The sequence below is a fragment of the Lysinibacillus sp. FSL K6-0102 genome, from assembly GCF_038003545.1.
In the GTDB taxonomy this organism is placed as follows: Bacteria; Bacillota; Bacilli; order Bacillales_A; family Planococcaceae; genus Lysinibacillus; species Lysinibacillus capsici.
Map to the genome: position 1 here is coordinate 1,902,560 of NZ_JBBOPH010000001.1, position 12,699 is coordinate 1,915,258.

Consider the following 12,699-nt stretch of genomic DNA (forward strand, 5'->3'; position numbering starts at 1 on the left):
AGGACAATGTTAAAATAACATAAATTCAGAATATTCTTTAAAAATAGGGGGTCCTTTGCATGACAGTAACTAGTTTAAAGACAACAAAATCGTATGTGCGAGATCGTGAGACGGTCATCGCCTTAACACAGAAGCTCGTGCGCATTGAAAGCGTTTACCGTGAGAACGATCCGAAGGGCAATGAGCAAGAGGTGGCAACTTTTGTAGCGGCATATTTACGAGATATTGGCATCGAGACGCATATCGAGGAGGTTGTGCCAGGGCGACCAAATGTCATTGGTATTATTGATTCGGGCAAGCCTGGGAAAACATTACTTTTCGAAGGACATACGGATGTGGTGACAGAGGGCAATCGAGAGGCTTGGGCCTATGATCCATTTGGAGCAGAAATTGTAGATGGGCGTATGTATGGCAGGGGAACGAATGATACAAAAGGGAATCTGGCTTGTATGATTACAGCTTGTCAGTCATTGCTACTAGATCAAGAGGCGTTTACGGGCAAAATTATTTTATGTATTCCATGTGATGAAGAAGGGCTTATGCTAGGCATTAAGCATTTTATTAAAAATGGCTGGGCCGAAGGTGTGGATGGTGCGATTATCTGTGAGCCACAGGAAAATAATGTGTGTATTGCACAACGCGGGGCTATTCGTTTACAGGTAGATATTTTCGGTAAAATGGCGCATGGTGCGATTTCGTGGAGTGGCATCAATCCTAACTGGCGTATGGCACGTTTCATCGTAGAGCTTGAAAAATTGGAAAAAGAGGAGCAAGCACGATTAGGGCGTGATCCAATGCTGAATTGGCCATCTATTACACCAACGATTTTACGAGCGCCTGTAAAGGGAGATGCACAAATCAATGTCATTCCCGATCACTGTATGACAACACTCGATATTCGCACGGTGCCTGCGCAGGACCATGATGAACTACTGGGCAAGATTGAAGCGATTATTAAACGATTACAAGCAGATGATCCTGATTTCAAAGTAGAACTGACGGTTCTTGATAACCGACCTGCAACAGCAACAGCGAAGGAAGACCCTGTTGTACAGGCAATATATGAGGCTGTGGCAGAGGTAACAGAGAAGGAACCAAAATATAATGGTGTTCCAGGCGCGACAGATGGGACGTTTCTTCATGTGCATGGTATTCCAATTGTAACGGTTGGAGCAGGAGATCGAGAAATTCCTCATCAAATCAATGAGTATGTGGACATTGAAGAATTGGCAGAAACAACGGCCATTTACCGTTTAGCAGCATTAAAATTTTTGGCGGGTGATGCACAATGACAGCTATCAAAATAGCAGTAATACCAGGAGATGGCATAGGAAAAGAGGTTATGCAGGAAGCGTTAAAAGTTTTAAATTGTTTGCAAGAACAACATAGCTCCTTACAAATTGAAACAACCATCTTTCCTTGGAGCTCCGATTACTACGTACAGCATGGCTGTATGATGCCTAATGATGCACTGGCAACACTTCAAACATATGATGCGATTTTATTTGGGGCTATTGGCGATGCTCGTGTGCCTGATGATGTTACCGTTTGGGAATTAATTATGCCCATTCGAAAGCATTTCCAGCAATATGTGAATTTCCGTCCTATTAAATCACTACCTGGGATAGCGTCGCCCTTGGCTAACGGCAAAGAAATTGATTTTGTGATCTTCCGTGAAAATGCAGAGGGTGAATATTCGGACAGTGGTGGTCGACTGTACCAACAGCAGCCGCAGGAAATGACGATTCAAAATACAATCATGACGCGCATTGGGATTGAAAAGATTGTCCATGCTGCCTGTGAATATGCGAAGCAACACGGTAAAACCAAAATAACAAGTGCGACAAAATCGAATGCCATTATTCATTCGATGAAATTCTGGGACGAGCATACAAGCAAAACGGTGAAGCAAAGTTCACCAGCACTACAGCTCGAATCCATTTATATCGATGCACTCGTCGCCTATTTCGTAGAACGACCACAGAATTTTGAAGTGGTGGTAGCGTCCAATTTGTTTGGCGATATTTTATCCGATTTAGGCTCTGCTATTGTAGGAGGACTTGGTCTATCTCCATCAGCCAACCTGAACCCCGAAAAGGATTTTCCATCGATGTTTGAGCCTGTTCATGGCTCAGCACCAGATATTGCAGGCAAGGGTATTGCCAATCCAATCGCTCAAATTTGGTCGCTTGCCTTACTGCTTGGCCATCAAGGCAGACCAGATTTAGAACAGCTCATTGTTAAAGCCATTTCAGCTGTGCTGCAAGAAGGCGTTGTGAAAACAGCAGATATTGGTGGACAAGCGACAACAGCACAAATGGGCGATGCGATTTGTCAGGAAATTATTAATAGAACTTTAACAGCAGGAGGTGTTTAGCATGGCAGTTGAGCAACAGGTGATTGTGGTTACTGGTGCGGGAGGCGGTATGGGAAAGGCCATTATTCACGAGCAATTAAAGCTGGGCAATCGAGTTATTGGACTTGATTTATCCATAGATGCCTTATCAGATATTGCACAGGATGCCCTTCAATGCTTTGAAGTCAATGTGTTACAGGAGGAACGTGTGCAAGACATCTGCCAGCAGGTTTTTGATAAGTATGGCAGAATAGATGGTCTTGTTAATGCACTGGGAATTGCCCAGTCAGCTACGCCGATTGAAGAGGTCACAATGGATGAATGGAATCGTTTAATGGATGTTAATGTGAAAAGTTTATTTATCACGACAAAGGCAGTTGTCCCTTTTATGAAAAAACAGCAAAGGGGTTCTATTATTACAATTGCCTCGATTTCAGCAGTGCGACCAAGACCGGGCTTACAGGCTTATATTGCATCGAAGGGTGCAGCAGAGAGCTTTACGAGAGGACTAGCAATTGAACTAGCATCTAGTCAAATTCGGGTTAATACGATTCATCCAGGACCAGCAGACACACAAATGCTTGGTCAATTTGCCGCACAGGGTGCAGACGTAGAGCAGACGAAGCAAAGTGTCTTTGTGCAATCTGTGCCATTAGGACGATTAGTGAAGCCAGCAGATATAGCAGGAGCTGTTAGTTATTTACTATCAGATGCAGCAAGTATGGTCACAGGAACGACATTACATGTAGATGGTGGCCGTGGATTATAGGAGGGGTACAATGAAAAAAATTCCTATGTTGATAGATGGTGAGTGGGTTCACGGTGATGCTCAGACATACCTTGATGTTAAGAATCCCTCAACGGGTGAAGTGATTGCACAAATTAGCAACGCGAATAAAGAACATGTAGAAGAGGCAGTACGTGCAGCCCGAGTAGCCTTTGAACGTGAGGACTGGCGTCAATGGAAAGCCTATGAACGTGGGCAGTTATTGATCGAATTTGCTCATTATATTCGTAAGCATGCAGAGGAGTGGAGTTTACTAGAATGTCGGGATGTAGGAAAGCCCTTATCACAGGCAAGAGCAGATATTGAAGCAGCGGCACGCTATTTTGAATTTTATGGTGGTGCAGCGGATAAGGTGATGGGAGATACAATTCCGATTGAGGATGGGCTTTTAAATGCAGTAGTGCTAGAGCCAGTGGGCATTACGGTACATATTGTGCCATGGAATTATCCGATTCAAATTACGGCAAGAAGTGTAGCAGCCGCTATAGCAACTGGTAATGCAGTCATTGTGAAAAGTGCGGAGGATACACCGCTAACAACACATGCCATTGCAGAATGGTTCGCCGATAAGCTGCCGAAAGGGATTTTCCAGCATATTACGGGCTTGGGACGAGAAGTTGGTCCTTATTTAACTTCACATCCCGATATTAATCATATTACGTTTACAGGTTCTGTTCCCACAGGAATTGCGGTGATGAAGGCGGCTGCTGAAAATGTTGTGCCTGTGACATTAGAGCTTGGTGGTAAATCTCCTAATATTGTTTTTGCGGATGCTAACATGGAGCAGGCATTAGAGGGAGTTGTACGTGCGATTATTCAAAATGCTGGTCAAACTTGTTCAGCAGGGGCACGTTTACTCATTGAGGAACGAATAAAAGAGTCCTTCATTTCCCGATTAGCCCAAAGGTTCCAAGTGATCCAAGTAGGACCAGGTGAAGCAGATATGGAGATGGGACCGTTACTGAATGAACAACAATATACAAAAATCACTGCATTATTACAGCAAGCAAAGGTAGATGGCTATGTTGTGACGGGTGGGGAACCATTGACATTGGCAGGCTATGAGAACGGCTTTTATGTTCAGCCAACTATACTTGATGGTGTTGATCCAAATGATCCATTAGCTCAGGAGGAAATTTTCGGTCCAGTGTTAACCGTCTTGACATTTTCGACTGTAGAGGAGGCCATCGCATTAGCCAATAGTACGGACTATGGCCTAGTGGCGGGCATTTGGTCACAAAATATCGATACGGCTCACTATGTGGCAAGTCGTGTGCAGGCGGGACAAGTATTTGTCAATAATTATGGGGCTGCTGGAGGCATTCAAATGCCATTTGGAGGCTATAAAAAAAGCGGAATTGGTCGAGAGAAGGGCTTTGTTGCACTGCGAAACTATACGCAAATGAAAAATATCGCTATACGCTATGCACCACCTAATCAACACTGAGATGGAGGGACGCATATGGAACAGCCAAAAGACAAAGATGTGCTTTTAGAGGTCAATCACTTATCAATTAAATTCCATTTAAAAAATGGCAAAGAGGCAAAAGTTGTGGAAGATGTGAATTTTACTATTCATAAAGGAGAAACCGTTGCACTGGTTGGTGAATCGGGAAGTGGCAAAAGTATTACATCCTTAGCCATTATGCGGTTGCTGCCTATACCTCCAGGAGAAATTACGTCAGGTTCTATCACTTTAAACGGTAAAAATCTACTTACCTATAAAAATAAAGAAATGAGCCGTATACGGGGCAATGAAATTAGTATGATTTTTCAAGAGCCCATGACCTCTTTAGATCCCGTTTTTACGATTGGCAATCAAATGATTGAAGGCATACGAAGACACCAAAAGGTATCGAAAAAAGAGGCATGGAATAAAGCGCTACAGCTTTTAAAAGAAGTCGGGATTGCGAATGCAGAAAAGGTCATCGCTGAATATCCTCACCAACTTTCAGGCGGGATGCGACAACGAGTTATGATTGCCATCGCAATGTCGAATAATCCGCAGCTATTAATTGCGGATGAGCCAACTACTGCACTTGATGTCACGGTTCAGGCACAGATTTTAAAGCTGATGCTAAAAATGAAGGAAGAGCATCGATCAGCCATTTTATTCATTACCCATGATATGAGCGTTGTTGCAGAGACAGCTGACCGCGTTATGGTGATGTATGCGGGACAGATTGTCGAGGAGGCCCCAGTAAGAGAGCTCTTTTTAAATCCACAGCATCCTTATACCACAGCGCTTTTAAAGACGATGCCAAGCCTTGAAACAGATGTCAAAAGGCTACCATCGATTCCTGGTACTGTGCCACCTGCGTATGCATTACCTGACGGCTGTCGCTTTGCGCCACGTTGTCCCCATGCGCTGGCACATTGTCATCAGGAGCAACCTGCTGTTCATCACATTCAGGAGGCACATAAGGTACGCTGTCATTTATTCACGGAGAAAGGAGAGCTGGCTCATGACAGAGAAAGAAGTTTTGCTGGAAATTAATCATTTAAAAGCCTACTTTCCTGTGAAGCGTAAATCGATGAAGGAAGAGAAAAAGGTCATAAAAGCGGTTGATGATATTTCGATTGAGATTTATAGAGGGGAAACACTTGGAATTGTTGGTGAATCAGGCTCAGGAAAATCCACCTTTGGGCGAACAATTTTAAAGCTCGTTGAACCAACAGCAGGCGAAGTGCTATATAAAGGACAACCCATCCAGCATTTAAAGGGGAATAAGCTACAAAGTTACCGAAATCAAATGCAAATGATTTTTCAAGATCCCTTTGCCTCTCTCAATCCTCGGATGCGAATCGGTTCTATAATCGAAGAGCCGATGAAGCTACAATTAACCTTGACGAAGGAGCAACGCAAAGAGCGTGTGAAGGAGCTATTACAAAAGGTAGGGCTACCTGAGGATGCCATGCATAAATTTCCACATGAATTTTCTGGTGGGCAGCGGCAGCGTATTGGGATTGCACGGGCATTAGCGATTCATCCAGAATTCATTATAGCCGATGAGCCCGTTTCAGCATTGGATGTGTCGGTGCAATCACAAGTGCTCAATCTCATGATGGATTTACAGGATGAATTTCAATTAACCTATTTATTTATCTCACATGATTTAAGCGTTGTGAAGCATATTAGTGACCGTGTGGCAGTGCTGTATTTAGGTAGAGTAGTGGAGATTGGGACAAAGAAGGAGCTATATGCCAATCCGTTGCATCCCTATACACAAGCATTACTATCTGCAATACCAGTTGTTAATTTTGATGAGCCTAAGCAAGAAATACTTTTACAGGGCGAGTTACCAAGTCCGATGAATCCACCTGTTGGCTGTGTCTTTCATACACGTTGCCCGCATGTGATGGAAAGATGCCATCAGGAGAGACCGAAGCTTCACAATGAAAATGATCATCAACGAGTAGCCTGTTTTTTATATGATAAAAAATCAGAAAATTATAATTATTTAAAAAGTGAGGTGTGAAGAATGTTTGTCAATATAACGGATGTGCCAGGTGTTAAGGTAGGACATCGCGAGAACAAGGAGGGCATCACAGGCTGTACGGTGCTAGTAGTGGAAAACGGAGCAGTTTGTGGAGTGGATGTTCGAGGCTCTGCACCAGGTACTCGTGAAACAGATGCGTTAGATCCCATCAATGAAATTGACCGAGTTCATGCTATTTGTTTAGCTGGGGGTAGTGCGTTTGGGTTAGATGCTGCTACAGGCGTCATGCAATTTTTAGAGGAGCAAGGGATTGGGGTAGATGCAGGAGTAGCGAAAATACCGATTGTACCAAGTGCTGTACTCTTTGACTTGTTTATCGGTGATCCACATGCACGACCTACAGCACTAATGGGCTATGAAGCGGCACAAGCGGCACAAGTTGGCTCATTTCCAAATGGCAATGTAGGCGCAGGCTACGGAGCAACTGTAGGCAAATTAGCTGGTCCAGAATTTGCAATGAAGGGTGGGCTTGGTAGTGCTTCCTATGCGGGAAAAGATGGTCTTGTAGCAGGTGCTATCGTGGCTGTCAATGCAGTTGGAGATGTCAAGGACCCTACAACGAGGAAAATTTTAGCTGGAGCAAGAGATACGCATTCTGGTCAATGGGTGGATTGCTGTGCCTATTTAGAGCAACATGCACAATCAGAGGCTTTAGCGGGTACAAATACAACCATTGGTGTTGTGGCAATGAATGCCAAGCTAACGAAGGCTGAGGCTAAAAAGATTGCGCAGCTTACGCAAAATGCCTTAGCACGCACGATTTATCCTGTTCATACGATGCTGGATGGCGATACGATTTTTGTGCTTGGTACAGGGGATCAATCCTATGCACTTGATTATTTAGGCCAGCTAGCGACAAAGGTGATGGAGGAAGCAATTCTGGCTGGCATTAAAGCCGCTGAACGATTGGCGGATGTTGAGAGTTATACAAGCATTCAAAAGACAAGCACTTAGAAAAAGGGGGAACAGCCATGCAATGGAAAAAAAGCGGATTGATACTACTAACAGTGTTAATGGCAATCGTTATGGCAGCGTGTTCAAGTGATGGAGAGAAAACGACTACTTCAGGTACTACAGATGGTCAAGCGGCAACAGATGCTCCACAGGAAATTGTTGTACGTGTGAATGATGATCCAGATTTTTTAGATCCACATAAAGCGACAGCGTCCATTTCTTATCAAATGATTCTAAATATCTTTGAGGGGCTAATGGCTCCTGAAACGGATGGCTCCTTAAAGGAGGGACTTGCTGAAAGCTATGAAATTTCTGAGGACGGCTTAACCTATACGTTTAAAATTCGCCAAGGTGTGAAGTTTCATAATGGTGATGATTTAACGATGGAGGATATTCAATATTCCTTTGACCGTTTAATGGGGAAAAATGGTGGGGAAAAAATGTCCAATAGCTTTGATAATGTAGCATCTACAGAGGCGCCTGATGCAAGTACATTTGTGATTAAGCTAAAAGAGCCAAATTCAAATTTCTTGTATTCATTAACAGGCAGACAATCAGCTATTATTCCAAAGAGCAATGATGGGAAGCATAATGAAAATCCAATTGGTACAGGTCCATTTGCCTTTGTGAAATATGCACCAGGTACAAATTTAGAGCTTAAGAAAAATGAACAGTATTGGCAAGAAGGATTACCTTATTTGAATAAAGTAACCTTTGCCTTCCAATCAGATGATCAGGCAGCCATTATGAGCTTAATGGCAAACGAAGTTGATTTAACGAGTGTTCCTTGGCACCGTGTAAGCGAGGTAGAGGGAAGCTATAATTTATCACACCAAAATAATAACTCTTCTCTTATTGTTACATTTAACGAAACAAAGGCACCATTTGACAATGTGAAGGTTCGTCAAGCAATCAATTACGCAATTAGTAAAGCCGATATTATTGACTCTGTGTTTGCAGGCTATGCTGTGCCACTTGGCTCTAATATGAGTCCAGCGATGGGCGATTTCCAAAAGAAGGGCTTAGAAAGCATGTATGAGCGAGATGTGGAAAAAGCGAAGGCGTTATTAGCAGAAGCAGGATATCCGGATGGCTTTAAAACAAAAATTACAGTGTCTTCACACAATGATATTTACTCAAATATTGCACAAATTGTCGTAGCTAATCTACAAGAGATCGGAATTGATGTAGAAATTGAAGTAGTGGAATGGGGAATTTGGCTAGATCGCGTTTACTTTGGTCGTGACTATGCAATGACAACGATTGACTTAACAGGTCGTGCATCTGCTTTTGAAGTGTTGAATGATTACATTTCTACAAACGATAGTGAAAACTTCTTCTTATTTAAAAATGAAGAATACGACAAAATTATGGCTGATGTTTTAAAGGAAACCGACCAAGCCAAGCAAATAGAGTATTATCATCGTGCACAGGAAATATTAGCTGAGCAGGCAACAGCAGTGTATATTGCGGATTATCAAATCGTTTGGGGATCTGACAAACAGGTGACGGGGCTCAAGAGCTATCCATTCTGGTTCCACGATATGTCAGAGGTCAAGTTTTCAAACTAGAAAGGGATGAGTGCTTATGATGTATATCCTACGTCGAATCATCCTGTTAATAACAACCATCCTTCTAGTATCCATTATTACATTTGGTGTTTTTCAAATTTTACCTGGTGATCCAGTTCGCACAATGCTAGGAACAGAGGCGGATCCCACTCAAATTGAAAATTTACGATCTGAGCTTGGCTTGGATCGTCCTCTTTATGAACAATATGTGGATTGGATGAAGGGCTTATTGACAGGGCAATTAGGGAATTCCATTCGATTTTCCATGCCAGTAAAAGAATTACTATTTGATCGACTTCCTGTCACCATGTCATTAGCAGGACTCACCCTTATCATTGTCTTAATCATCTCATTACCTTTAGGGATGTTTGCAGCAAGAAGACAAAATAAATTAAGTGATGTGTCATTATCGACTGTAACCCAGATCGGTATGGCAGTGCCTTCCTTTTGGCTAGGGATGATGCTTATTCTTTACATTGGCCTACAGTTCAGCTTCTTTAAAATAAGTGGCTATATACCTTGGACACAAAGTGTAGCAGGGGCGCTCAGTACCCTAATACTTCCAGCCTTAACGATTGCGATTCCACAAATTGCGGTGAATTTTCGTTATGTTCGTACAGCCATTTTGGAGCAGGTCCAGCTCGATTATGTCCGTACGATACGCAGTAAAGGGATGTCTGAACAAAATGTAATGTATAAGCATGTTTTAAAAAATTCCATGATTCCGATATTGACGGTTTTTGGGTTGATTATGGCGGAGGTAGTGGCAGGAACGATTATTGTGGAGCAGGTGTTTTCATTGCCAGGGATTGGTCAGTTATTGATTACGGCTATCAGTAATCGTGATTTTCCACTCGTACAAGGGATCGTTATGTATATTACAATAGCTGTCGTCATGATTAATTTTATCGTCGATGTTTTATATTCTGTGTTGGACCCTAGAATTCGATTACGTTAAGAGGTGACTACCATGAAACAATTACAGCGCTATACTAAAAAAATCAATTTAGTCATTGGTCTCCTCGTCATTGTTGGCTTTCTGCTCGTCATGATTGTTAGCTTTTTTTATACACCCCATGATGTCAACGCGATGAATATACCTGAAAAATTGCGTGGTCCAGGTGGTGCCTATATGTTTGGAACAGATGAATTTGGGCGAGATATTTTTAGTCGCATTATGAAGGGGACACAAACAGCCTTTGCCGTGGGTCTATTAACGGTTGCGATTGGAACGATATTTGGTATTCTCATAGGCGGAATTGCAGGCTATGTTGGTGGCTGGGTCGATGAAATATTTATGCGTACGATGGACGCTTTAATGGCCTTTCCAGGAATCATCTTAGCATTAATGCTTGTAGCAGTATTCGGCCCAGGAATAACGAATACAGCGATAGCGCTGGGGATTATCGCGATACCTGCTATTGCGAGGATTGCCCGCAGTGGCTTTGTGCAACAACGTGACTCGGAATATGTGCTGGCAGCGAAATTAATTGGTGTTAAGCCTTATAGCATCATGTTTCGTCATATTTTACCAAACATTTCGTCGCAAATTATTGTGGCAGCAACCGTGACTTTTGCGACAGCCATGTTAGCCGAGGCAGCACTGAGCTATTTAGGGCTTGGGGTACAGCCACCAAACCCTAGCTGGGGCAGAATGTTAAAAGATTCACAAGCCTATTTAATCGGTGCCCCTTGGTATACGTATGCCCCTGGAGGAGCCATTACGATTCTTGTTTTAGGCTTATATATGCTCAGTAATGCTTTACGAGATTTTATGGACCCGCGTTCAAAATCGTAATAGATCAGGTGCTGTCTTTTGCAACAGTTCATATGCCTTAACAGCCATCTCAATATTGAGGCGATGGGGAGCTTGTAAAAAATCAGCACCTAGTATACTTTCTAAGCGTTCTATTCGTTTGTAAAGTGTTTGACGGACAATAAACAGCTGTTCTGCTGTATCATTTTTAGCTCCATTACAGGATAGATAAACAGCTAATGTTTGAAATAAATCATGGCTACTTTTTTGATCTAATACTAAAATTTCCTGTAAATAATCTTTTACAAATTGTAGGAGAGCTGTTTGATCCTGCTGTAATAACAATCGATAAACACCTAAATCTTTATAATAGATGGAGCTCGTCAATTGATGATGCTGCATTTGGATGGCTGATTTGGCTTCCTTATAGCCCAGATGAACACTTTCGATCGTTTGATAGACATTGCTAATACCACAGCTAAGGGTAAGTTGCTCAAAAAATTGTGCTGCTTTTCTTGCAATGATTTGTGAAATTGCTTGATCAAAAGCGTCGCGATTGTCTTTCATATAATCTGCGGCAATGAAAAAGGCTAAAATAATTATCTCGTGCTGTCTTACTGAAACAGTAGGGAAAAATCCAAGCTTTTTCAGAATCGAACGAACATACATGGCATTTTGTAGCTGGATTTCCTGCCATTCTTCTTCAGGTACAGTATTGGCTTCATCATGTAGATTGAACACGACGACTCGGTAAAATAAATTACGACTTTCGATTGGTAAATAGCTTTGGTAGTATTGAATATCTACTGGCTGACCTTGAATTAAGGCTAGTATGAATTCATCTTCCCGGCTTTGCTGTCGCTCCTGAAGCATGCGGTTACGCATTAAAATATGGGCAATTGACATAGTTGCTCGTTCAAGATTTAACAAGGTGTAATCACTCTGCTTTGGCAGTTCAGAATGCATACATAAATAGCCCCACACTTGTCCAAGTCCATTAACAGGAATAATGACAAAATGGTCTTTACCCAAGGATAGAAGGTGCAAGGGCTCTTGTAGTTCTAACTGCTGACAATGCTCCTCCATGACACGTAAGTATTTTTTAGCCTCCATAGGATAATAAAAGCTTTTTGTATCTTCTGAAACAAATAGAAAGGGAGCATTTGTATCTTGATGGAGCACTTGTAATATTTTTAAAATACCATTTGGCATTAATGATAATTCCATAAAAGTTTTGGATAGTGTATCTAGCTGTGTAAGTGCCTGCTGGTGTTGATTAATTATGTACGTGTGCAAATCTTGCGTAATATCAATAAATCGTACAATTTCCTCAAAGATGATGATAGGGAAATGATGGGCATTTGCCATGGCAATCAATTCTACGGGAACATGGTCAAAATAGTCGCCAATTTCTATACAAAGACCAGCTGCCTCATTTCGAATAAGGTTTTGTAAGTAGGCTATTTGTGTTTCTCGTTCTAGCTGTAAACCGACACCCGTGGTTAAAATTAATTCACCACCATTGATTAAGGTTTCAAAATCTTTAATTTCTAATATATGTGTCCACAATACTTGGCGATCTAGGCCGTGCTGCCCTGCAATAAGCTTCGCCGATTCAAAATGCTTGCGCTTGAGGACATCACGTACGAGTAGAGGATGTTTCGACATCAATTAGCACCTGCCCTTCGAATGTACAATGTCTATTTCATTATGTTAGAGAAATCAGAAAATTTCAATATTAACTAGCTTAATAGGGAAAATGGTGATAGACAAAA

Annotated in this window: 11 protein-coding genes; 10 read left to right on the forward strand and 1 reads right to left on the reverse strand. The window is 42.1% G+C overall.

Features of this window, described 5'->3' with window-relative positions; translation table 11 throughout:
* Positions 1-59: 59 nt before the first annotated feature.
* The 10 genes from NYE73_RS09410 to NYE73_RS09455 are packed head-to-tail and all read left to right on the forward strand — an operon-like array spanning position 60 to position 10,966.
* Entirely contained in the window at positions 60-1,292 is a 1,233-nt protein-coding gene (locus NYE73_RS09410; protein ID WP_259948681.1) for a M20 family metallopeptidase, read from the forward strand.
* Positions 1,289-2,377 (forward strand): tartrate dehydrogenase, encoded by a 1,089-nt coding sequence (locus tag NYE73_RS09415; protein WP_259948684.1) that lies wholly within the window; start codon positions 1,289-1,291, stop codon positions 2,375-2,377. Before NYE73_RS09410 ends, NYE73_RS09415 begins: the two co-directional genes overlap by 4 nt.
* Position 2,378: 1 nt before the next feature.
* Entirely contained in the window at positions 2,379-3,125 is a 747-nt protein-coding gene (locus tag NYE73_RS09420) for an SDR family NAD(P)-dependent oxidoreductase (protein WP_115673916.1), read from the forward strand.
* Between the two features lie 10 nt (positions 3,126-3,135).
* Positions 3,136-4,590: an aldehyde dehydrogenase family protein gene (locus NYE73_RS09425; protein WP_054550826.1), complete on the forward strand. Its 1,455-nt coding sequence runs from the start codon at positions 3,136-3,138 to the stop codon at positions 4,588-4,590.
* Between the two features lie 15 nt (positions 4,591-4,605).
* On the forward strand, positions 4,606-5,640 hold the full coding sequence (locus NYE73_RS09430; protein WP_048390127.1) for an ABC transporter ATP-binding protein: 1,035 nt from the start codon (positions 4,606-4,608) through the stop codon (positions 5,638-5,640).
* Entirely contained in the window at positions 5,609-6,622 is a 1,014-nt protein-coding gene (locus tag NYE73_RS09435; protein WP_066037719.1) for an ABC transporter ATP-binding protein, read from the forward strand. The genes NYE73_RS09430 and NYE73_RS09435 overlap by 32 nt, the downstream gene beginning before the upstream one ends.
* 3 nt (positions 6,623-6,625) lie before the next feature.
* Positions 6,626-7,597: a P1 family peptidase gene (locus NYE73_RS09440; protein WP_259948686.1), complete on the forward strand. Its 972-nt coding sequence runs from the start codon at positions 6,626-6,628 to the stop codon at positions 7,595-7,597.
* A gap of 17 nt (positions 7,598-7,614) precedes the next feature.
* Positions 7,615-9,168 carry an ABC transporter substrate-binding protein gene (locus NYE73_RS09445; protein WP_259948687.1) on the forward strand — a complete coding sequence of 518 codons (1,554 nt, stop codon included), beginning with the start codon at positions 7,615-7,617 and terminating at the stop codon, positions 9,166-9,168.
* A 16-nt stretch (positions 9,169-9,184) separates the two neighbouring features.
* The gene (locus NYE73_RS09450) at positions 9,185-10,126 is read left to right on the forward strand and encodes an ABC transporter permease (protein ID WP_259948689.1); all 942 of its coding nucleotides are present in this window, start codon (positions 9,185-9,187) and stop codon (positions 10,124-10,126) included.
* Positions 10,127-10,138: 12 nt separating this feature from the next.
* Positions 10,139-10,966, forward strand: coding sequence for an ABC transporter permease (locus tag NYE73_RS09455; protein ID WP_004229583.1), 828 nt, complete (start codon positions 10,139-10,141; stop codon positions 10,964-10,966).
* Here the strand turns inward: NYE73_RS09455 and NYE73_RS09460 are convergent.
* Complete coding sequence (locus NYE73_RS09460; RefSeq protein ID WP_004229580.1) at positions 10,955-12,592, reverse strand: PucR family transcriptional regulator; 1,638 nt, start codon at positions 12,590-12,592, stop codon at positions 10,955-10,957. The genes NYE73_RS09455 and NYE73_RS09460 overlap by 12 nt on opposite strands.
* Between the last annotated feature and the right edge of the window lie 107 nt (positions 12,593-12,699).